The following is a 20,065-nucleotide window of genomic DNA, read 5'->3' as shown; positions in this document are numbered from 1 at the left end:
CCGGTACTTCGGGACGGGTCCACTTTTCCTCTCTCTGCGCTGATGCGCTCAGGGTGATGCCGTTTGTGGTACGGCTGTGACAGGTGGGAGACCTGCTACGCGATCAAAGACGAAGGGCGGCGGGGGAAAGTTCCCGCCACCTGCTCAGTTCCCGACCGGAGCGTCCGCCTCACCACCGAGGGAGGCCCACTCGCGACGGCGGGCCTCGGCGAGCGCGATCGCGGTGGCCACGGCCACGTTCAGCGATCCCACCCGCCCGATCTGCGGAATGTAGGTGACGGCGTCCGCGCCCGCCAGCAGGGCGGGGGAGCAGCCGTGGTCCTCGGCGCCGACGGCCAGGCACACGTCGCCGTCCAGCGGGGCGGCGTGCAGCGGCACGGCCCCCGAGGCCAGTTCCAGGGCGACCACCTTGTAGCCGTCGGCGCGGGCGGCGGCCAGCGCCTCGGCGGTGGAGCCCGCCCGGACGTGGTCCACCTTGGCGGCGGTGCCCAGGGCGGTCTTGCCGACCTTGGGGTCGAGCGGGTCGGCGCTGTTGCCGGCGAGCCAGAGGCGGTCCACGCCCAGGGTCGCGCAGGTGCGCAGGATCGAGCCCAGGTTGTAGGGCTGGGTGACCGACTCGACGATCAGGGCGAGGCGTCCCTCGGTGCTCCTGCGCCACTGGCGGTTCAGGCGTTTGACATCCGTGGGGCGCAACTGCGTGCTCAACTGCGGTGTGTTCCTCGGCGGTGTGTGGACGGCCACCCGGGACCGGGTGTGCGCACCAGGTTACCGGGCGGAACCCGGACACGCACGTGTGACCGGACACAAGAGGACAAGAGCCTCCTCTCGCCCACGGCCTCCCCGCCGCCCGTGGGTGTCCCCACGCCGCCGCACCGCGGCGCTCCCGCCTCCCGCCGCCCTCAACGGACGGCCCGCGATCATGGCCCTTCCGCATACGGGCGGGCTGTGGCCGCGAACCTCCCGTACACGGGCGGGCTGCGGCCGAGGTCTTCACGGATACGGACGGCGCGTGGCCCGCAGGAGCCCGCGTTCAGCCGCGGCGGACGGCGAGGACGCGGAAGCCCGCGCGGGAGGCGGTGCGCTCGGTCGGGAACCCCTGCTCCACCAGCCACTTGTGCAGGGAGTCGGCGCCCAGGTGGCGCTGCACCACCAGGTGGGCGACGCCCTGCTCCGACAGCCGCCCCAGCCACACCCGCAGCAGGGTGTGCAGGACGCCCTTGCCCACCCGGATCGGCGGGTTGGACCAGATCGCGTCGAAGGGGCCGGACAGGTCGGGCGCGTCCTCCTCGGCGGGCTCCCCCTCGGGGGTGACGACCGCGAAGCGGGCGTTGTCCAGGCCGTGCTCGGCGGCGTTGCGGCGGGCCAGGCCCACCGCGCGGGAGTTCACGTCCACCCCCAGCACCTGTGCGGCGGGGGCGCGGGAGGCCAGTGTCAGCGCGATCGGCCCGTAGCCGCAGCCCACGTCCAGCAGCCGCCCGCCCTCGGGCGGGGCCGGGACCGACTCCAGCAGCACCCGGGTGCCCAGGTCCACCTTGTCGGGGGAGAACACCCCGCGGTCGGTGTGCAGGCGCAGGTGCAGGTCGGGCAGGACCAGGTCCGCGGTGGAGGGACGGCTCGCGGCGTCCGGGTCGGAGTCGAAGTAGTGCTGGGCCACGCCGTGACGCTACCAGCACCGGTGCGCGTCCCACGCCCGGCAAAAACCTCACATGCTGCGGAAAACGACGTGCCAAGCCCCGACACGACCCGGCAAGGGGTGCGGAAGATGGAGTTATCCGAGGGATGGCGGGGGAACCCATGCGAGCACAGGTAGGAGATCGTCTGGTCATCGAGAGCCAGCGCGCGGACGCACACCGCCGGACCGGCGTCGTCACCGGGATCCGGGGGAGCGGCGGGGAGCCCCCGTACCAGGTGCACTGGCTCGACGCCGGGCAGGGGCACGACGCCCTGGTCTACCCCGGCCCGGACGCGCACATCGAACACCCGCCCGGCGCGGACGCCGGGACGAGCACGGAGGGGGCGCAGATGCACACGACCAAGCGCTGGAACGTCGACGTCTTGATCTCGGAGGAGAACGAGGGTGAGGCCGCCCGCACCTGGGCGGAGGTGGGCATGGTCGCCGACGACGGTACGGCGCTGCGCGGTCACGGGATGGCACGCAAGCACCCGATGGACATGGACGTCCCCGAGATCGGCGAGGAGCTCGCCGTCTCCCGGGCGCTGTCGGACCTCTCGCGCCAGCTCCGGCAGGTCGCCGCCGAGGACATCAACGACAACACCGGCACCCCGTGGCGGCCCACCTGACCGGGCCCGCCCGCCGGGCGGCGATCACGAGGGAACACGGACCCCCGGCCCCGCAGGGCCGGGGGTCCGGCCGTGCCCGCCCCGGCCGGGACCGACACCCCTCGGACCGGAAGTGGCCACCCTCACCACCGGGGGAACGCACCCGGTGGTCACCGGGATCGGGCACACTCGAAACGTCCACCGAAAGGAGGCCCCGGGCCGGGAGGGCCCGCCACCGACGTCCATCAGGCAAGGAGACGCCCTGTTGACCACCTCATCACCGCAGGCCGGACCCGCCCGGGTGCTCGGCACCGTCGACGCGGTCGCCATCGGCGCGGGCGCGATGCTGGGGGCCGGGGTCTTCTCCGTGTTCGCCCCCGCGGCGCAGGGCGCCGGCGCGTGGCTGCCCGTGGCCGTCCTCATCGCCGGACTGGTCGCCTACTGCAACGCGATGTCCTCGGCGCGGCTGGCGGCCCGCCACCCCGAGTCGGGCGGCGCCTACATCTACGGCCGCGAGCGCCTGGGCGACATGTGGGGCTTCCTGGCCGGGTGGTCGTTCGTCGTGGGCAAGCTCGCCTCCTGCGCGGCCATGGCGCTCACCTTCGCCGCCTACGTGCTGCCCGGGTGGGAGAGACCGGTGGCGGCCGCCGCGGTGGTGCTGACGGCCGCCCTGGGCCACCGGGGGGTGCGCCGCTCCACGCTCGTGGTCAAGGTCCTGCTGTCGGTGGTGCTGGCGGTGCTGGCCGGCGTGGTGGTCGCCATGCTGATGAGCGGGCGGCTGGCCGCCGTCGCCGAGGTCGACGGGCTGGGCCCCTGGCCCGGCTCCTTCGGGGTGCTGGGCGCGGCCGGGATGATCTTCTTCGCGTTCGCCGGGTACGCCCGGGTGGCGACCCTGGGCGGGGAGGTCCGCGACCCGGCGACCACCATTCCGCGCGCCGTCACCCTGTCCCTGGGCGGGGTGCTGCTGATCTACCTGGTGGTGGGTACCGGGACGCTGATCGTGCTGGGCCGGGAGCGGCTCATCAACTCCTCGGCGCCGCTGGCGGACGTGGTGCGGGTGGCCGGGCTGGAGTGGGCGGTCCCGGCGGTGGCGGTCGGCGCCGCGGTGGCCTGCCTGAGCGCCCTGATCACCCTGCTGATGGGGGTCACGCGGACCACGGCGGCGATGGCCGCCGACGGCCACCTGCCCCGGGTGCTGGCCACGCGCCGCGGCCGCCACGGGGTGCCGGTGTACGCCGAGGCGCTGATCGCCGCGATCGTGGTGGGCCTGGTGCTGTTCACCGACCTGACGGGGGCGATCTCCTTCTCCGCGTTCGGGGTGCTGGTGTACTACGCCATCACCAACGCCTCGGCGCTGCGGCTGGGCCCCGACGAGCCCCGCCCGCCGCTGCCGGTGCCGCTGGGCGGCCTGGTGGGCTGTGTGGTGCTGGCGTGCAGCCTGCCGCTGAACGCGGTCGCGGCCGGCGCCGCGGTGCTGGCCGCGGGCGCCGCCCTGTGGTGGGTGCGCGACCGGCTGGGCGCCCGCGCCGCGGGCTGACGCCGCCCCGCGTCAGCCGCGGACCAGGAACTCCAGGCCGCGCCGGGTCGTGGTGGACAGGCGCAGGTCCCCGAGCTGGTCGGGGGAGAACCAGGCGCAGTCGGCGGTGGAGCCGCTCTGCTCCAGGACCCGGGGCGGGACCGGGTGCGCCACGTGCACGTGGGAGAACACCCACACCGCGTACACCTCGTGCCCGGTGGGCGGGACGCGGTGGTGGCTGGTGACCGTGATGAGGCGGCCCACCACGCCGTCCTGGCCGGTCTCCTCGTGGACCTCGCGGCGCAGGGCCGAGCGCACGTCCTCCCCCGCGTCGACGCCGCCGCCCGGCAGGTGCCAGGTGCCCGCGCCGGGGAAGCCGTCGGCGATGAGGCTGAGCAGGATGCGCCCGGCGGGGTCGGTGACGATCCCGTAGGAGGCCATGCGGCGCAGCCGCGGACGGTCGCCGGCCGGGTCGGGCTCCTCCGGGAGCAGCTCGGCCAGGCCCGGCTCCAGCCCCTGGGGCGGCAGGACCGCGGGCCATTCGCCGACCGCGTCGGGGGTGGCGAACACGACGCGGTCCACGTGCAGCGGCGAGGGGGACCGGCCCGGGGTGGAGGCGACCTCGGTGATCACGTCCAGGGCGACCAGCGGCGCGTCCTCGGGCAGGCCGCCCAGGGTCCGGGCCAGGGCGGCGGGGTCCTGGCCGAACAGCACCCGGGCGCCCAGCAGCCGGGGCCCGCCCGGTCCGCGGACGACCAGGTGCGCGGTGACGCGGCGGGGCAGTGCGGGGATCACAGCGTTCCCGCGGTGACCGCGGGCAGGCCGATGAGGCGCAGCAGCTCGTCCATGTTGTGGACGGTGGTGACGCCGTCGAAGCGGCGGCCGTGGTGGCGGTCGATCATGACCGGGTACATGCGCGAGGCGACGGCGCCCACGCCGTCGGACTGGATCTGGTCGCCCACGTGCCAGCAGGCGGCGGGGTCCACGCCCAGGCGCTGGGCGGCGAGGTGGAAGATGCGCGGGTCGGGCTTGCCGGCGCCCGCGCTGTCGGCGCAGACCACGGTGTGGAAGTAGGGGGTCAGCTCCAGGGCCTGCAGCTTGGCGTGCTGCAGGGCCTCGATCCCGTTGGTGAGGACGGCCAGCCGGTACCCGGCCGAGGCCAGGGCGCCCAGGGCGGGGATCGTGTCGGGGAAGACCTGCCAGGCCGAGCGGTGCACGTCGAGGTAGAGCCGGTACAGCTCGTCGCAGTGCTGGTCGGCGATGCCCGAGTGCCCGGCCTGGACCGCCAGGGCGCGCACCCGCTGGCGGCGCTGGTCCTCCAGGGACAGGTCGCCGCGCAGGTAGGCGCCGAAGGAGATCTCGGTCTGCACGTCCCACAGTGTCCGGGCGGCGCCGAAGTCCGGGTGGCCGAGCCGCTCCATGAGTGCGCGCAGTCCGGCCGAGGACGCGGCGACGTCGTCGATCAGGGTGTCGTCCAGATCGAAGCAGATGGCGGTCGGGGCAGCGGGTATGTTCGGCATCGTTCCTCAACTGGGTGAGCATGACAAAACATGCCAACGCTAACCCGTGCAGATGACGGAAAAGGGGTAAACCCCTCCGAAAGGGATGTGACCAGGGTCACATATAATGCCGTCACCGCACGTCACACGCCTGCGGAACCGCCTAGGGCAGGCGTTGGAACCATAGAAGCGACGTGATCGACGTGGCCAGCGCCAACAGGATCGCGACCAGCACGAACCGTGTGACGATCTCCTCATGCACCGTCTCGGTCCCCAGCGACGAGCCGATGTCCTCGTAGACGTCGTCCAGCTCGTGCCCGCTCTCGGCCTCGTAGAAGTGCCCCTCGGTGATCTGCGCCAGCTCCTGCAGCGCCTCCTTGTCGATGTCCGCCGGGACCTGGTAGCCGTCGATGTCGATCATCGCCGCCCCCGTCCCGAACGCGATCGTCGACACCGGCACGCCCTGGTCGCGGGCCACCGCCGACGCCTGGTCGATCTCCCGGCCGCTGGTGTTCTCCCCGTCCGACAGCAGCACGATCGCCGACGGCGGCGGGTCCTCCTGCGACTCCTCGTCGAACCCGCGGATCGCCTCCAGCGACGCGAAGACGCCCTCGCCGATCGCCGTACCCGGCCCCAGCTGCAGGTTCTCGATCGACCCGATCACCGCCTGGTGGTCCTGGGTGGGGGAGGACACCACCGTCGCCTGCGCCGAGAACGCCACCAGCCCCACGTTGAACCGGTCCGGCAGCGTCTCCACGAACCCCTGCGCCGACTCCTTGGCCGCCCGCAGCCGGTCCGGCTCGATGTCGGTGGCCGCCATCGACAGGGACACGTCCACCGCCACGATGATCGTCGCCCGCTCGCGCGGCTGCTCCACCGGCATCGCCGGGAGCGCCATCGACGTGATCAGCACTCCCAGGGTGACCGTGAACAGCGCCGCGGGCACGTGCCTGCGCGCGTCCGGCCGGTGCGGCGCCACCTGGTCCAGCAGGGACAGGTTGGTGAACCGCACCGTGTACTCGCGCCGCTGCATCTGGGCGAACACGTACGCCCCCACCAGCGGAACGAGCAGCAGCAGCCACCACAACCGCTCGGGTTCCAGGAAGGTCATCGCCCACTCCCCCGTCTCCAGGCCCGGCCCGCCCTCATCGCGGCACCCCCGGCGTGTGCCGGGACAACCGGTGCGCGGTCCGCCTCTGGTGGATCACGAACCGTGCAATGTCCAGTACCCAATCACGGTCGGTCCGCAGCACCAGATGGTCCACCCCGCAACGGCGCAGCGCCCGGCGCACCTCCTCGCGCTGGGCCCGCGCCGCTTCACGGTACCGCTCGCGCACCGCGCGGTTGATCCGCACATCGCGCACCCGGCCGGACACCGGGTCGCGCAGCGTCACATCGCCGACCTCGGGCAGGTCCAGCTCCCGGGGGTCGATCACCTCCACCACCAGCACCTGGTGCCGGGAGGACAGCCGCGACATCGGCCGCTCCCAGGGCACCTCGCCGCCGAACGCCGGGGTGTCCAGGAAGTCGGAGATCACCACCCGCAGCCCGCGGCGGCGCCGGGTCCGCGCCAGGTCGTCGACCGCCCCGGCCAGCCCGGGCCCGTGCGCCTCCCGCGCGGTGTCCCCGGTGGGGGCCGCCGCCACCGTCGCCAGCAGCGACAGCAGCGCCTCGTTGCCCGAGCGGGCGGGCCAGCGCCGGATCACCCCGCGGTGCAGGAAGTGCGCCCCGAACCGGTCGGCCACCCGCTGGGTCAGCAGGGTGACGGCGACCATCGCGCCCACCGCCACCTCGCGCTTGACGTGCCGGTCGGTGCCGAAGTCCATGCTCGCCGACAGGTCCAGCAGGGTCCAGCTCTCCAGCTCCCGGTCGGCGACCAGGTCCCGCACGTGCGGGGTGTCGGTGCGGGCGGTCACCGCCCAGTCCATGTGCCGCACGTCGTCCTCGCCCGGCTGGTACAGCCGGGCCTCGGCGGCCTCCGACCCCGGCCCCAGGCGCAGGCCCAGGTGCTCACCGTGCAGCAGGCCCTCCAGCCGGTGCATGATGCGCAGGTCCAGCCGGCGCAGCGCCGAGCGCAGCCGGGGGTCGTTCCCCAGGGAGGTCACGGGGCCTCACCCGCGCGCGGCGAACGAGGCGGTCTCACCGCTGGGCGGCTCGTCCCAGATCACCCGGGGCGCGGGCACCGTCGCCAGGATGCGGTCCACCACCTGGACGGCGGTCACCCCGTCGGCCAGCGCGTCGAAGCTGAGCACCAGGCGGTGCGCGATGACGTCGCGGGCCAGCACCCGCACGTCGTCGGGGAGCACGTAGTCGCGCCCGCGCAGCAGCGCCAGGGCGCGGGCCGCCGCCACCAGGCCCAGGGTGGCGCGCGGGCTGGCGCCGACCTCCAGGACCCCGCGCAGGTCCGGCATCTGGTGCGCCTCGGGCTCGCGGGTGGCCATCACCAGCCGCACCACGTAGTCGGCGATGAGCTGGTGGACGTGCACCTTCTCGGCGTCGGCCTGCAGCTCGCCCAGGGTGACCGGGTCCAGGACCTGGTGGGCGGTGGGCGGCTCGGTGGACATCCGGCGCAGGATCTCCATCTCCTCGTGCGCCCGGGGGTGGCCCACGTCGACCTTCATCAGGAACCGGTCGCGCTGGGCCTCGGGCAGCGGGTACACGCCCTCGGACTCCACCGGGTTCTGTGTGGCGATGACGATGAACGGGGAAGGGAGGGGGTAGGTGGTCCCGCCCAGGGAGACCTGCCGCTCGGCCATGACCTCGAGCAGGGCCGACTGCACCTTGGCGGGGGCGCGGTTGATCTCGTCGGCCAGGACGAAGTTGGCGAACACCGGGCCCAGCTCCACGTCGAACTTCTCGGTGGAGGGGTGGTAGATGCGCGTGCCGACGATGTCGGAGGGCACCAGGTCCGGGGTGAACTGGATACGGGCGAAGGAGCCGCCGGTCACCTTGGCCAGCGTGGACACCGCCAGGGTCTTGGCGATGCCCGGCACCCCCTCGATGAGGCAGTGGCCCTTGGCGACCAGTGCGATGAGGGAGCGCTCCACCATGCGTTCCTGTCCCACGATGACCGTGGACACCTCGTGCAGCGCCGCGCGCAGCAGCCGGGTGGGCTCGCCCGGGGCGCCGTCGGACCCCGAGGGGGAGGCGCCGTTGCCGGGTGAGGTCTGTGCCATGTTCCGCCTTCCAGGCCCGGCGCCGGGCGCCGGATAGGTTGTGGATCACTCACCTGTGGGCGAGACTACCCGCTCCGGGCGCCTCGTTCCGGTGCACAACGCGCCCAAGGGGACGCAGTGGACGCGGGGAGAGCGGAGTGGAAAGGGGGTGGGGGCGTGACGGCTCCCCTGATGGGACTGAACGCGGGAGACCCGCGCCAGTTGGGCGCCTACCGGCTGCAGGGCCGGGTGGGCGAGTCCGCGCTGGGCGTGGTGTACCTGGGGCGCGACCGCGAGGGAGCGGCGGTGGAGGTGGCCGTGCTGAACCCGGGCGCGGTGGCCGACCCGCAGGCCCGGGAGCGGTTCGCTGAGGCGGTGCGGGCCGAGTCGGGTGTGCTCTCGGCGCGCACCCAGGGCCGCTCGGTGCTGTGGGTGGCGGTCCCCGACGGGGAGGGGGGTGCCGCCCGTTTCCTGGAGCAGGCGGGCCGGCCCGGCCGCATCGCCGCCCGCGGTCCGGTGGTGATGCCGCACTGGGCGGGGTCACGGTCCGGGCCCGCGGTGCCGTGGGCGCCCTGGGCGGGCCGCCGTGACAGCGCGGTGGAGGAGGGGCGCGGCAACTGGTGGCTGATCGGCGGGCTGGGCGCGGTCCTGCTGCTGATCCTGGCGCTGGTGGTGGCGCTGTACTGGTTCCTGCTCCAGTTCCCGCCGCCGGAGATGCCGGCCCCGGGCCAGCCGGTGCCGGAGGAGGGCCCCTCGGGGGAGAGCGGCGAGGAGAGCGGGCCCAGCCCGGAGGAGGAGGGGGACGGCGACCCCTCGACGCCGACGGTCCCCACGCCGGGGGAGGGCGAGGAGGGCTGGGGCGAGAACCCGGAGGACAACCTCTGACGCACGCGGCGGCCCGGGCGCTCACCGGTACTTCGGTGGCGCCCGGGCCGCATTGTGTCGGCCGTCTGATTCCGCTCTGTGAATCTACGTCGTAAAGGCGGCGTAGCTTTACTGTAAAAGCACCCACGAAAAACAGAAGGAGTGCGGCTACGCCGCACACTCCTATCAAAACCCCTGGTCAGAGGACCGTCGGCGTGTCGCGGTCCAGGGGGTCGCCCGCCCGAACGCGCTCAGAGAGCCGTAGCGGGGCCGGGAGCGGCCGCCGCCGGTCGAGGGGAGGGTCGGCGAGGTCCTAGGCTGTTCGGCGTGGTGAAGGCGCTGAAAGAAGTGACAGGCACGCGGTACGTCCTACCGCTGCGCGAGGGCGGTTCGCTGCCCGGACTCGTCGAGGCCGACGACCTCGGCATGTACGTCGTGAAGTTCATCGGCGCGGGCCAGGGGCGCAAGACCCTGGTGGCCGAGGTGATCGCCGGTGAGCTGGGGCGCGCGCTGGGGCTTCCCGTTCCGGAGCTGGCCCTGGTGGACTTCGACGCGGTCATCGCGCGGGGCGAGCCCGACCAGGAGGTGCAGGAGCTGCTCAAGGCGAGCGGCGGCCTCAACCTGGGGATGGACTTCCTGCCGGGTTCGCTGGGGTTCGACCCGCTCGCCTTCGAGACGTCCCCCGGGTTCGCCGGCCGGGTGCTGTGGTTCGACGCGCTGACCGGCAACGTGGACCGGTCGTGGCGCAACCCGAACATGGTGGTGTGGCACGGGGAGCCGTACCTCATCGACCACGGTGCGACGCTGATCTTCCACCACTCGTGGGCCAACGCGGACCGTTTCGTCGGCCGTGCCTACGACGCCTCCGACCATGTCCTGCTGCCGTCGTCGCCGGATCTGGCGGCCGCCGACGCGGCGTTCGCGCCGTTGGTGACCGAGGGGCTGCTGCGGGACGTGGTGGGGCTGGTGCCCGATGTGTGGCTGGAGGGCGAACCGGGGTTCGCGTCCCCGGAGGAGGTCCGGGAGGCGTACGTGCGCCATCTGGCGGCCCGGGTGGCGGACCGTTCGTGGCTGCCGGAGGTGGGGCGGTGAGCGTGCGCAGGTACAGCGATGCGGTGACGACGGGCCGGGTCGGCGAGGAGCGCGACCGGGCGGTGTTCGAGTACGCGCTGCTGCGGGTGGTCCCGCGGGTGGAGCGCGGTGAGTGCGTGAACGCCGGGGTGATCGTGTACTGCCAGGAGCGGGCGTTCCTGGCGGCCCGTGCGGAGGTGGACGAGGCCCGGCTGCTGGCGTTGGATCCGGGGGTGGACGTGGCCGGGGTGCGGCGTGCGCTGGAGGCCGTGGAGGCGCTGTGCCGTGGTGGTGCGGTGGCGGGTGCGGCGGGCAGGGAGCGGCCGGGGCAGCGGTTCCGGTGGTTGACGGCGCCGCGGAGCACGATCGTGCAGCCGGGGCCGATCCACGGGGGGTTGACGGAGGATCCGGCGGTCGAGGTGGAGCGGTTGCTGGACCGGCTCGTAAGGTAGCGGGTCGTGGCGTAAGGGATGTCACAGGGGATTCGGGGTTATTCGAGGAGACTTTGAGCGGGTCCCGGTGTTGGGATGGAGTGGCCCCTTTCGGTCGCGCTCCCACGCGCCGGGGCCCTTTTCGCTTTGTGTACTTCTCTTCCTCGATCGCGTCGAGATCTTTTGGAGTGGCCTGTGCAGTCCCCGAACTCCCCTGACACGGTGCCCGGGCCGGTGGCGGCCGAGGGTGCGCCGCCGGTTCGTGCGCGCCGGTCGGTGGTGTTGCTGGTCCTGGTGCTGGGTGTGCTGGCGGCGGTGGGTCCGTTGGCGACGGATATGTATCTGCCGGCGTTTCCGCAGATCGCGGAGGATCTGGGGGCGTCCGAGGCGCAGATCCAGTTGACGTTGACCTCGATCATGTTGGGGTTGGCGGTCGGTCAGTTGGTGATCGGGCCGATGAGCGATGCCTGGGGGCGGCGGGTTCCGCTGCTGGTGGGCGGTGCGGTGTTCACGGTGACGTCGGTGCTGTGCGTGTTCGTGCCGGATGTGACGTTGTTCGTGGTGTTGCGGTTCGTGCAGGGTGTGGCCGGTGCGGCGGGTGCGGTGATCTCGCGGGCGGTGGTGCGTGACCTGTTCAAGGGCGATGACGCGGTGCGGTTCTTCTCGCGGTTGGCGCTGGTGATGATGCTGGCTCCGTTGTTGGCGCCGTTGGCGGGTGCGCAGTTGTTGCTGGTGGGGCCGTGGCAGTTGAGTTTCTGGGTGCTGGCGGCGATGTCGGCGGTGAGCTTCGTGCTGGTGCTGTTGTGGTTGCCGGAGTCGTTGCCGGTGGCGGAGCGGCGTGCGCAGGGTCCGCGGGTGCTGGGTGCGACGGTGGCGGGTCTGGTGCGTCAGGCGCGGTTCGTGGGGCCGGTGCTGACGTTGGGTCTGGGTTTCGGGATGTTGTTCACGTATGTGTCGGCGTTCTCGTTCGTGGCGCAGCAGGAGCTGGGGGTGTCGGCGCAGACGTATGCGTGGTTGTTCGCGGTGAACTCGTTGGGGATGTTGGCGGGGACGCAGGTGAACGGGTTCTTGGTGGGTCGGATGGAGACGTTGCGGCGTTTGGGTCTGGGCCTGGTGGTGGGTCTGGCTGCGGTGTCGGGTCTGCTGGTGGCGGCGGTGTCGGGGGTGGCGTCGTTGTGGCTGGTGGTGGCGTTGTTGGCGTTGATGATGTTCAGTACGGGTTTCATCATGCCCAATGCGACGGTGACGGCGTTGGACGGTCAGCCGGCGGCGGTGGCGGGTACGGCGTCGGCGTTGATGGGTGCGTTGCAGTTCGCGCTGGGTGGTGGTGTGGCGGCGTTGGCGGGGTTGACCCCGTCGGGTGAGGCGTCGTTGGTGAGTATGTCGGTGGTGATGGTGGGGGCTGCGGCGTTGGCGGGTGTGTCGTTCTTGTGGACGGTGCGTTCGGCGGTGCGTGCCCGGGTGTGATCGGTTCGGGTGTTGGGCCCCATGACCCTGTGCGGGGGTCATGGGGCCTTGTGTTTTGTGGGTCTCTCCATGTTGCCGTGGGTGGGGGAGGTTGGGCATTGTAGGGGAACTATTTCCCCCTTGGTGCGGGATGTCTGTCCTGTGCGGGCCGGTGGGGTCCGTGCTCTTCGACGCTGTTTGAGGATGAGTGGTCTGTGGTCATGGGCGAGACGGGTGTCGGCTCCGGTGGGTGGGCCCGGCGGGTGGCCGGGTTGAGCGACCTGGTCTACGAGATGGCGACCGATGATGCGCACGCGGAGTTGTTCTCGGTGCCGGAGGAGGGGCGTCGGGGCGGTCGTCGGTGGGGGTCGGTGAGCGCGGGGGCGTTCGCGACGGATGTGACGGGGTTGGCCAAGGGGTTGGTGGCCGCTGGTGTGGGTGAGGGCGACCGGGTTTTGGTGGTGTGCGCCGATCATCTGGATTGGGTGAGGTTGGCGTTCGCGGTGTGGTCGGTGCGGGCGGTGTTGGTGCCGTTGCCGGTGTCGGCGGGTCCGGAGCGGGTGGCGCATGCGGTGCGTCAGACGCGTCCTGCGGCTGCTGTGGTGGAGGGTGAGGGGTCGCTGCGGGTGGTGGCGGCGTTGCAGCGGGAGTTGCCGGATCTGGGGCGTGTGTGGCGGTTCGAGCCGGGGTTGGCGGAGATCGTGTCGCTGGGTGCGTACATGGATGCTTCGTCGGTGCGGTTCCGTCGGGATGCGACGGCTCCGGAGGATGTGGCGGTGGTGCTGTATCCGGTGAGTACGGTGTCGCGGTGGATGCGTGGGGTGGCGTTGTCGCACGGTGCTCTGGTGTCGGCGGCGGCGGATGTGGTGGATCGGGTGGGTCCGCGGGTGGCGGAGTTGGGGCCGGGGAAGGCGACGGCTCTGTCGGATGCCGCGTTGTCGCAGGTGCAGGGGTTGGCGACGGTGTTGGCGTGTGTGGTGGGTCGGGTGCGGTTGGGGTTGGGGGGTGGTGGCCGGTTCCTGGATCGGGTGCGGGAGTTCGGGCCGTCGGTGGTGGTGTGCGGTGCGGGGGTGTTGGAGGAGGTCTTCGAGGGGGAGCGGGGGAGCGCCCGGTCGACGGGGTGGGATTCGTTGGGGACGTTCAATTCGGCGGTGGACGCGGCGGTGCAGTTCGATCGTTCGCCGAAGAAGGGGGCGTGGCAGCGGTTGTCGCGGTCGATGTACGACTGGCAGTTCGCGAAGGTGCGGGAGGTGTTGGGGGACCGGGCGCATCTGGTGGTGTGCTGGGGTGGTGGGTTGTCGGACCGGTTGGACTCCTTCTACGGGGGTGTGGGGGTGCCGGTGGTGCAGGTGTTCGGTACGGCGGAGACGGCGGGGGCGTTCGCGGCCAATGCGGTGGGGGCGCGGGTGCCGGGTTCTGTGGGGCGTGCGTTGGAGGGGCGCGAGGTGTGGGTGTCGCGTGAGGGTGAGGCCCATGTGCGCGGTGGTGCGGTGTTCGCGGGGTATTGGGGTGATGAGGGCGGGACGCGGTCGGCGTTTCGTGAGGGGTGGTTGGCGACGGGGTTCGCGGGGTCGGTGGACGGTGACGGGTTCGTGTGGGTGAGGGGCCGGTTGCGGGGGCAGGCGGCGGTGGAGGAGGTGCCGGGCCGGTTCGTGGCGGGGTCGCGTGCTGTGGCGGGTGCGGAGCCGGTTGTGGAGGGGCCGGTGGTGGAGCCTGTGGTGGAGGCGGAGCCGGAGGTGGTGGAGCGTCCGGTGCCGGAGCCGGATGCGACGGTGGCTTTGCCGGTGGTGGAGGCGGAGCCGGCGGTGGTGTCGGATGCTGAGTTGGTGGCGGGGTTCGAGGCGCGGTTGCGGTCGCATCCGTTGATCAGCCAGGTGTTGGTGATCGTGGAGGGTCGGCCGTTCGCGAGTGCGTTGATCACGTTGGTGCGGGATCAGTTGGAGTATTGGCGGTTGGTGAACGGTCGGCCGTTGTCGATGGCGCCGGAGGAGATCGCGGGGGATCGGGATCTGCTGCGGGAGGTGCAGGGGTTGGTGTACGAGGCCAATCGGAGTGTGCCGCGGCATTTGGCGGTGCGGTCGTTCCATGTGTTGGCGGAGGAGTTCACGGTGCAGTCGGGGTTGGTGCATCCGTCGGGCGGGTTGCGGCGTGAGGCTGTGCTGCGGGCGTTCTCGGAGGAGATCGACGGGTTGTACCGGGTGCGTCGGGAGCAGTAGGCGGGGGTGCGGCGGGCCCCGGGGCGTTGTGCTCCGGGGCCTTTTGGTGTGTTCATTGGCCGTTGAGGTAGGCGAGGACGGCGAGGACGCGGCGGCTGTCGTCGGAGGAGGGGGGGAGGTCGAGTTTGGTGAAGATGTTGTTGATGTGTTTGCTGACGGCTTTTTCGGTGATGTAGAGGCGTCCGGCGATGGCGGAGTTGGAGCGGCCTTCGGCCATTTCGGAGAGGACTTCGCGTTCGCGGGGGGTGAGTTGGCCGAGGGGGCCTTGGCTGTCTTGGCGGGCGAGGAGTTGGGAGATGACGGCGGGGTCCATGGCGGTGCCGCCGGCGGCGACGCGGCGGACGGCTTCGATGAATTGGCCGATGTCGAAGACGCGGTCTTTGAGGAGGTAGCCGACGCCTCCGGTGTCGTCGGAGAGGAGTTCGCGGGCGTAGAGCTGTTCGACGTGCTGGGAGAGGACGAGGATGGGCAGGCCGGGGATCTGGGCGCGGGCGGAGATGGCGGCTTGGAGGCCTTCGTCGGTGAAGGTGGGGGGGAGTCGGACGTCGACGACGGCGACGTCGGGGTGGTGGTGGGTGAGGGCTTTGTGGAGGTCGGGGCCGTTGTCGACGGCGGCGACGACGGTGAAGTCGTGGGCTTGGAGGAGTTTGATCAGTCCTTCTCGGAGGAGGGCGAGGTCTTCGGCGATGACAACGCGCATGGGATCTCCAGGGTGACGATGGTGGGGCCGCCTGTGGGGCTGGTGATGTTCATGGTGCCATCGAAGGCGTCGATGCGGCGTCGGATGCCGGCGAGGCCGCTGCCGGGGGCGGCGTCGGCGCCGCCGTGGCCGTTGTCGGTGACGGTGATGACGAGGCGGTCGTCTCCGTGGTTGATGTGGACCCATGCGTGGGTGGCGTCGGCGTGTTTGGCGGTGTTGGTGAGGAGTTCGGCGATGGCGAAGTAGGCGGCGGATTCGACGGGGTCGGCGGGGCGGCCGGGGAGGGTGACGGTGACGGTGATGGGGAGGTGGTGGGTGAGGGCGAGGGCGTGGACGGCGCCGTGGAGTCCGCGTTCGACGAGGACGGGTGGGTGGATGCCGCGGACGAGGTCGCGGAGTTCGATGAGGGCGGTGCGGGTGGTCTCGCGGGCTTCGGCGAGCATGGCGCGGGCGGTGGCGGGGTCGTGTTCGACGATTTGTTCGGCCATGCCGAGGTTCATGCCGAGGGCGACGAGGCGGGCTTGGGCGCCGTCGTGGAGGTCGCGTTCGATGCGGCGGATTTCGGCGGCCTGGGTGTCGATGGTGTTGGCGCGGCTGGTGGCGAGGTGGGCGACGCGGGCGGTGAGGCGGGCTTTTTCGGAGGGTTGGAGGAGGAGGCGGTTGAAGGCGGTGTAGAGGCGGAGGGCGGGGGTGGCGAGGGTGGTGCCGAGGGCGATGAGGAGGGTGGCGGGGATGAGGAAGAGGAGGCGTTCGGTGGTGTCGGTGGGGGTGTAGCCGTAGATGTCGGGGCCGCCGGTGAGGCCGAGGGCGTGGAGGGTTTGGTAGGTGCCGTGGCCGATGAGGGTGAGGGGGAGGGCGATGAGGAGGATGTTGACGGTTCCGGTGATGAGCCAGAGGAGGTCTTTCCAGGTGGCGGGGTCGGTGATGATGACGCTGGCGCGGCGGTTGATGCCGGTGGGGGGTATGGGGCGGTAGCCGGAGTGGACGGGGCGGTGGTGGTCGAGGTGGGTGAGGGTGCGGCGTTGGCTGTCGGCGAGGGTGCGGAGGAGGTGGCCGGTGAGGATGACGAAGGGGAGGCCGATCCAGATGAGGGAGAGGACGGCGGAGGCGATGACGAGGGGGAGTAGGAGGAGGGCGGCGATGTTCTGGGAGAGGAGGAGGAAGAGGTAGGCCAGGGTGGTGAGGGGGCCTGCGCGGTGGTGGTGTGCGGTGGCCATGGTGGGTGCGGGTCCTCTTCCTTCGGGGTGTGGTGGTTTCCATTGTGGCGTGTCGGGTGTGGGGTGGTCGGTGGTGGTGGCTCCCCTGGTGGTGGGTGTGCGGGGGTGTCGGGTGCGGGGTGGTTGGGTGGGGTGTGGGTGGGTTGTGGGCTGGGCGGGTGTGGGTTTTTGGCGCAACTCGCCGCTGACGATTTCCCGTGTGTTGGCATGACCTGTGATGATCGGGGTGTGTGGCGTGAACTGATTCTGGAGTTGTATCCGGAGGCCGATCTTCGTGATCCGGCCGATGAGGCGGCGTTGGCCGAGGTCGAGAAGCGTTTGATGCTGCCGTTGCCGTTCGAGTTGGCGTCGTTGCTGCGGGAGACCGACGGTGTGGTCAACGAGTACGGGGATGCGGTGGTGTGGAGTGCGCAGCGGTTGGTGGAGGACAATCTGGCGATGCGGGGTGAGCCGGATTACTTGGAGTTGTACGCGCCGTTCGACGAGATGATCTTCTTCGGGGATTCGGACATGGGGCCGCAGTTCGCGTATGTGCACACGGACTACGGTCCGGGTGTGGTGGTGTGGGACCATGAGACGGATCGGCGCCGGTTGGTGGTGGTGTCGTTGCGTGATTATCTGGCGCGGTGCCTGTTGCAGGGCAATGCGTGGTTCCGTTGACGGTGTGTGGTCGTCTACCTGGTGTTCCGTGCTATTTTGCGGGGTGGTGCGGCGGTGTGCGCCGCCGGTGATCGCGTTGTGAGAGTGGGACCCCTATGCCGGATGAGTCGCAGGTGGCGGCCGTTGTTCAGGGCCGTGAGGTGGACGGCTTCCCGGAGTTGGCGCCGGAGGCGGCGCGGGGTTCGGTGCGGCGGATCACGGTGACGGGTGAGGATGTGCTGCACCGTCGTTGCCGGGATGTGCCGGGGGAGATGTTGGGCGGCGGGGAGCTGCGCCGGTTGATCGATGACATGTTCGTGACGATGTACGCGGCCGAGGGTGTGGGGTTGGCGGCGAACCAGGTGGGTGTGGACCTGCGGGTGTTCGTGTACGACTGCCCTGATGATGAGGGTGTGCGTCATGTGGGGCATGTGGTGAATCCGGTGTTGGACGAGCGTTCGGCCGAGGATGCCCTGGTGGTGGAGAGCGAGGGGTGTCTGTCGGTGCCGGGTCCGCATGCGGAGCTGGGGCGTGTGGAGCGTGCGACGGTGCGCGGGGTGGACCGGGATGGGGAGCCGGTGGTGGTGAGCGGGAGCGGGTATTTCGCCCGGTGCCTGCAGCATGAGACCGATCACACGTTGGGTCGGTTGTACATCGACCGGTTGTCGGCGCGGGAGCGCAAGCGGGTGTTGAAGAAGATGAACGAGATGGCCAACGATGTGTTCGCGCGTCGTGAGGAGCGGGCGGCCGAGCTGGAGCGCGAGTTCGCCGGCTAGCCCGTGGGGGTGTGGTGTGGGGCGGGGGCCTGGGGCTCCCGCCCCTTTTTTGTGTGTCGGCCGGGGCGGACTTCGTTGTCTTCGGGGCGGCGGTGGTCGTGTAGGGGGCGGGCGCCGAGGGTGGGGAGGCGGTGGATCCCGGTGTCGTGGGCGGGGTGGGGTCTGGGGGTCGGGGTGGAGGCGGTTCTCGGCGGTTTCGGGGACGTGAGGGTGGGGGTGGTGCCGTGGTCGCCTCGGGGGGCAGGGCGGCGGACCGGAAGCGGGCTTGGGCGAGGGTGGGGGCGCGGATGCGCACGGCGGAGCCTGGCGGGTTCGTTCGTTCGGTTCGGTGGTGGCGGGTGGGGTGGCCCGGATGGGGGTGCCTTTAGCGGGTTTTCGGTGCCATTCGGGGGCCTTTCGGGGTTCCATTGGGGGTGGTGGCGCCGTAGGTGGCCCCTTTCGGGGGGTGTGTGGCCTTTTTGTTATCGGGTGGGGCGGTAGATTGCCCGGCATGAACGACGGGGAACAGAAAGTGATCGTGTACACCGACGGGGCGTGCAGCGGGAACCCCGGCCCCGGCGGGTGGGGGGTGTGGCTGCGCTACGGCGGGCACGAGAAGGAGCTCTACGGCGGTGAGGAGCAGACCACCAACAACCGGATGGAGCTGATGGCGGCGATCCGGGGTCTGGAGAGCCTGACCAAGCCGGTGCCGGTGGTGGTGTACACCGATTCGTCGTACGTGCGCAACGGGATCACGTCGTGGGTGGCGGGGTGGAAGCGGCGCGGGTGGCGTACGGCGGACAACAAGCCGGTCAAGAACGTGGACCTGTGGCGGCGGCTGGAGGAGGCCGCGGCGGGTCACGAGGTGGAGTGGCGGTGGGTGCGCGGCCACAGCGGCGACGAGGGCAATGAGCGGGCCGACGAGCTGGCCCGGCGCGGCCGTGACGAGGCGGCGGCCCTGCGCTGAGGCGGCGGGTGCATGGTGAAGGGGGGCGTCCCGGGTGGGGCGCCCCCCTTCGTTGTGGGGTGGGTTCAGGCGGTGCGGTCGTGGGTGTGGTCGGTGTCGGCGGGGTCGTCGGCGATGAGCAGGCGGCGGGGGCCGGAGCCGTCGGCGGCGAGTTCGTCGTCGGGGTTGACCAGGACGCAGGAGTCCAGGGAGAGGCAGCCGCAGCCGATGCAGCCGGTGAGGTCGTCGCGCAGGCGGACGAGTTGGGCGATGCGGGCGTCGAGTTCGTCGCGCCACTGTTCGGAGACGCGGGCCCAGTCGGCGCGGGTGGGGGTGCGGTTGTCGGGGAGGCGGTCCAGGGCCTGGCGGATGCGGGCCAGGGGGATGCCGACGCGTTGGGAGACGCGGATGAAGGAGACGCGGCGCAGGGTGTCGCGGCGGTAGCGGCGTTGGTTGCCGGCGGTGCGGCGGCTGTGGATGAGTCCCTGGCGTTCGTAGAAGTGCAGGGCGGAGACGGCCACGCCGGAGCGTTGGGAGACCTGCCCCACGGTGAGTTCCTTGGTGATGGGCGGCACGGTTCTCAAGTGTAGGGGCGGTTGCGGTGGGTGCCGCGTAGGGCGTAGAGGCGGGCGTAGGCGCCGCCGCGGACGAGGAGTTGGTGGTGGGTGCCGGTTTCGGTGACGCGGCCGCGGTGGAGGAGGAGGATGCGGTCGGCGGTGCGGGTGTGGGTGGGGCGGTCGGTGAGTTGGAGCAGGCCGGTGGTGGGGGTGGGGGTGAGGTGTTCGCCGGGGGCGGGGTGGGTGAGGACGAGGAGGTGGTGGTGGGTGAGGTCGGCGTAGTGGGTGCGGGCGGTGTGGAGGCGGTGGGTGAGGTCGGTGGGCAGGTCGGACAGGGGTGTGGTGGGGGTGGTGGGCAGGTGGGCGTGGGTGAGGGCGGTGTGCAGGTGGGGGTCGTGGGGGTCGGGGTCGGGGTGTCCGGTGATGGTGTGGGCGAGGGTGGTGTGGGGGGTGCTGGTGTGGATGTGGGGGGTGGTGTGGGTGGTGATGCGGCCGTGGGTGGGGGTGGTGTGGCCGGTGAGGAGGTCGGTGAGGGTGGTGGTGTGGTCGGTGGGCAGGCCGATGAGGGCGACGTGTTCGCCGGGGTGGACGGTGAGGTCCAGGTGGGAGAGCAGGGTGGTGTGGGACACGTCGTGGAACTCGACGAGGGGGCGGGCGCGGGGTGCGGTGGTGGCGGGGCTGCGGTGCAGCCGGTCGCGGTCGGTGAGCCTCACGGGTGTCCGTTCGTGGTGGTGGGGTGTCATGGGGCTGTGATCGTCGGGGGCGTGTGAGAG

The 20,065-nt window shown here is 71.5% G+C and carries 21 protein-coding genes; 10 read left to right on the top strand and 11 right to left on the bottom strand.

Annotation, left to right across the window (positions count from 1 at the left end; genetic code table 11):
• Nucleotides 1-144: 144 nt before the first annotated feature.
• Nucleotides 145-705 carry a TrmH family RNA methyltransferase gene (locus tag ABZ249_RS13170; protein WP_355261479.1) on the bottom strand — a complete coding sequence of 187 codons (561 nt, stop codon included), beginning with the start codon at nt 703-705 and terminating at the stop codon, nt 145-147.
• Nucleotides 706-1,030: 325 nt separating this feature from the next.
• Nucleotides 1,031-1,654 (bottom strand): methyltransferase, encoded by a 624-nt coding sequence (locus ABZ249_RS13165; protein ID WP_220560933.1) that lies wholly within the window; start codon nt 1,652-1,654, stop codon nt 1,031-1,033.
• A 140-nt stretch (nt 1,655-1,794) separates the two neighbouring features.
• Here ABZ249_RS13165 and ABZ249_RS13160 point away from each other — a divergent pair, with 140 nt between their 5' ends.
• Both ABZ249_RS13160 and ABZ249_RS13155 read left to right on the top strand, forming a co-directional pair.
• Nucleotides 1,795-2,301 carry a dsRBD fold-containing protein gene (locus tag ABZ249_RS13160; RefSeq protein WP_220560934.1) on the top strand — a complete coding sequence of 169 codons (507 nt, stop codon included), beginning with the start codon at nt 1,795-1,797 and terminating at the stop codon, nt 2,299-2,301.
• Between the two features lie 241 nt (nt 2,302-2,542).
• Nucleotides 2,543-3,817, top strand: coding sequence for an APC family permease (locus ABZ249_RS13155; protein WP_355261839.1), 1,275 nt, complete (start codon nt 2,543-2,545; stop codon nt 3,815-3,817).
• Nucleotides 3,818-3,829: 12 nt separating this feature from the next.
• Here ABZ249_RS13155 and ABZ249_RS13150 read toward each other — a convergent pair whose 3' ends face one another.
• From ABZ249_RS13150 to ABZ249_RS13130, 5 genes are all read right to left on the bottom strand, one after another.
• Complete coding sequence (locus tag ABZ249_RS13150) at nt 3,830-4,591, bottom strand: NUDIX domain-containing protein (protein ID WP_355261475.1); 762 nt, start codon at nt 4,589-4,591, stop codon at nt 3,830-3,832.
• Nucleotides 4,588-5,316 carry an HAD family hydrolase gene (locus tag ABZ249_RS13145; RefSeq protein WP_220560935.1) on the bottom strand — a complete coding sequence of 243 codons (729 nt, stop codon included), beginning with the start codon at nt 5,314-5,316 and terminating at the stop codon, nt 4,588-4,590. Before ABZ249_RS13145 ends, ABZ249_RS13150 begins: the two co-directional genes overlap by 4 nt.
• A gap of 142 nt (nt 5,317-5,458) precedes the next feature.
• Nucleotides 5,459-6,406, bottom strand: coding sequence for a VWA domain-containing protein (locus tag ABZ249_RS13140; RefSeq protein ID WP_220560936.1), 948 nt, complete (start codon nt 6,404-6,406; stop codon nt 5,459-5,461).
• A gap of 34 nt (nt 6,407-6,440) precedes the next feature.
• A complete protein-coding gene (locus ABZ249_RS13135) occupies nt 6,441-7,337 on the bottom strand; it encodes a DUF58 domain-containing protein (protein ID WP_220565753.1) in 897 nt (298 codons plus the stop codon).
• Nucleotides 7,338-7,406: 69 nt separating this feature from the next.
• The gene (locus ABZ249_RS13130) at nt 7,407-8,471 is read right to left on the bottom strand and encodes an AAA family ATPase (RefSeq protein WP_355261471.1); all 1,065 of its coding nucleotides are present in this window, start codon (nt 8,469-8,471) and stop codon (nt 7,407-7,409) included.
• 156 nt (nt 8,472-8,627) lie between these two features.
• On the opposite strand from ABZ249_RS13130, the gene ABZ249_RS13125 reads away from it, so the two are divergent.
• The 5 genes from ABZ249_RS13125 to ABZ249_RS13105 all read left to right on the top strand — a co-directional run bounded on the left by ABZ249_RS13125 (nt 8,628) and on the right by ABZ249_RS13105 (nt 14,478).
• Entirely contained in the window at nt 8,628-9,335 is a 708-nt protein-coding gene (locus tag ABZ249_RS13125; protein ID WP_355261468.1) for a hypothetical protein, read from the top strand.
• A 318-nt stretch (nt 9,336-9,653) separates the two neighbouring features.
• Nucleotides 9,654-10,406 (top strand): HipA family kinase, encoded by a 753-nt coding sequence (locus ABZ249_RS13120; protein ID WP_355261836.1) that lies wholly within the window; start codon nt 9,654-9,656, stop codon nt 10,404-10,406.
• The gene (locus ABZ249_RS13115; RefSeq protein WP_220560941.1) at nt 10,403-10,837 is read left to right on the top strand and encodes a DUF3037 domain-containing protein; all 435 of its coding nucleotides are present in this window, start codon (nt 10,403-10,405) and stop codon (nt 10,835-10,837) included. The genes ABZ249_RS13120 and ABZ249_RS13115 overlap by 4 nt, the downstream gene beginning before the upstream one ends.
• Before the next feature lie 201 nt (nt 10,838-11,038).
• Complete coding sequence (locus tag ABZ249_RS13110) at nt 11,039-12,283, top strand: multidrug effflux MFS transporter (RefSeq protein WP_355261833.1); 1,245 nt, start codon at nt 11,039-11,041, stop codon at nt 12,281-12,283.
• Between the two features lie 200 nt (nt 12,284-12,483).
• The gene (locus ABZ249_RS13105) at nt 12,484-14,478 is read left to right on the top strand and encodes an AMP-binding protein (protein ID WP_355261830.1); all 1,995 of its coding nucleotides are present in this window, start codon (nt 12,484-12,486) and stop codon (nt 14,476-14,478) included.
• A gap of 52 nt (nt 14,479-14,530) precedes the next feature.
• On the opposite strand, the gene ABZ249_RS13100 is transcribed toward ABZ249_RS13105, so the two are convergent.
• Together ABZ249_RS13100 and ABZ249_RS13095 are read right to left on the bottom strand one after the other, a co-directional pair.
• Nucleotides 14,531-15,178, bottom strand: coding sequence for a response regulator transcription factor (locus ABZ249_RS13100; RefSeq protein ID WP_220560944.1), 648 nt, complete (start codon nt 15,176-15,178; stop codon nt 14,531-14,533).
• The gene (locus tag ABZ249_RS13095) at nt 15,130-16,395 is read right to left on the bottom strand and encodes a sensor histidine kinase (RefSeq protein WP_355261464.1); all 1,266 of its coding nucleotides are present in this window, start codon (nt 16,393-16,395) and stop codon (nt 15,130-15,132) included. The genes ABZ249_RS13100 and ABZ249_RS13095 overlap by 49 nt, the downstream gene beginning before the upstream one ends.
• A gap of 228 nt (nt 16,396-16,623) precedes the next feature.
• On the opposite strand from ABZ249_RS13095, the gene ABZ249_RS13090 reads away from it, so the two are divergent.
• The 3 genes from ABZ249_RS13090 to rnhA all read left to right on the top strand — a co-directional run bounded on the left by ABZ249_RS13090 (nt 16,624) and on the right by rnhA (nt 18,756).
• Nucleotides 16,624-17,055, top strand: coding sequence for an SMI1/KNR4 family protein (locus ABZ249_RS13090; protein WP_255646560.1), 432 nt, complete (start codon nt 16,624-16,626; stop codon nt 17,053-17,055).
• Between the two features lie 95 nt (nt 17,056-17,150).
• Entirely contained in the window at nt 17,151-17,810 is a 660-nt protein-coding gene (gene def, locus ABZ249_RS13085; RefSeq protein WP_220560946.1) for a peptide deformylase, read from the top strand.
• Between the two features lie 490 nt (nt 17,811-18,300).
• A complete protein-coding gene (gene rnhA / locus ABZ249_RS13080) occupies nt 18,301-18,756 on the top strand; it encodes a ribonuclease HI (RefSeq protein WP_220560947.1) in 456 nt (151 codons plus the stop codon).
• A gap of 65 nt (nt 18,757-18,821) precedes the next feature.
• Here the strand turns inward: rnhA and soxR are convergent, their stop codons facing one another.
• Both soxR and ABZ249_RS13070 read right to left on the bottom strand, forming a co-directional pair.
• A complete protein-coding gene (gene soxR / locus ABZ249_RS13075) occupies nt 18,822-19,310 on the bottom strand; it encodes a redox-sensitive transcriptional activator SoxR (protein ID WP_220560948.1) in 489 nt (162 codons plus the stop codon).
• Nucleotides 19,311-19,315: 5 nt separating this feature from the next.
• Nucleotides 19,316-20,035, bottom strand: a complete 720-nt coding sequence (locus ABZ249_RS13070) for an ABC transporter ATP-binding protein (protein ID WP_355261458.1) — start codon at nt 20,033-20,035, stop codon at nt 19,316-19,318.
• Nucleotides 20,036-20,065 lie beyond the last annotated feature (30 nt).

Origin of the sequence: Nocardiopsis sp. NPDC006139 (assembly GCF_040614155.1) — a bacterium.
Lineage (GTDB): Bacteria > Actinomycetota > Actinomycetes > Streptosporangiales > Streptosporangiaceae > Nocardiopsis > Nocardiopsis changdeensis.
The sequence above is the reverse complement of the archived record's forward strand: the minus strand, read 5'-3'. Positions and strand labels throughout refer to the sequence as shown.

Bases quoted from the DNA above. Each gene is read 5' to 3' on its own strand.
- ABZ249_RS13160 (WP_220560934.1), top strand. From the start codon at position 1,795: ATGCGAGCACAGGTAGGAGATCGTCTGGTCATCGAGAGCCAGCGCGCG.
- ABZ249_RS13145 (WP_220560935.1), bottom strand. From the start codon at position 5,316: ATGCCGAACATACCCGCTGCCCCGACCGCCATCTGCTTCGATCTGGAC.
- ABZ249_RS13140 (WP_220560936.1), bottom strand. From the start codon at position 6,406: ATGACCTTCCTGGAACCCGAGCGGTTGTGGTGGCTGCTGCTGCTCGTT.
- ABZ249_RS13135 (WP_220565753.1), bottom strand. From the start codon at position 7,337: ATGCACCGGCTGGAGGGCCTGCTGCACGGTGAGCACCTGGGCCTGCGC.
- ABZ249_RS13130 (WP_355261471.1), bottom strand. From the start codon at position 8,471: ATGGCACAGACCTCACCCGGCAACGGCGCCTCCCCCTCGGGGTCCGAC.
- ABZ249_RS13105 (WP_355261830.1), top strand. From the start codon at position 12,484: ATGGGCGAGACGGGTGTCGGCTCCGGTGGGTGGGCCCGGCGGGTGGCC.
- ABZ249_RS13100 (WP_220560944.1), bottom strand. From the start codon at position 15,178: ATGCGCGTTGTCATCGCCGAAGACCTCGCCCTCCTCCGAGAAGGACTG.
- ABZ249_RS13095 (WP_355261464.1), bottom strand. From the start codon at position 16,395: ATGGCCACCGCACACCACCACCGCGCAGGCCCCCTCACCACCCTGGCC.
- def (WP_220560946.1), top strand. From the start codon at position 17,151: ATGCCGGATGAGTCGCAGGTGGCGGCCGTTGTTCAGGGCCGTGAGGTG.
- rnhA (WP_220560947.1), top strand. From the start codon at position 18,301: ATGAACGACGGGGAACAGAAAGTGATCGTGTACACCGACGGGGCGTGC.
- ABZ249_RS13070 (WP_355261458.1), bottom strand. From the start codon at position 20,035: ATGACACCCCACCACCACGAACGGACACCCGTGAGGCTCACCGACCGC.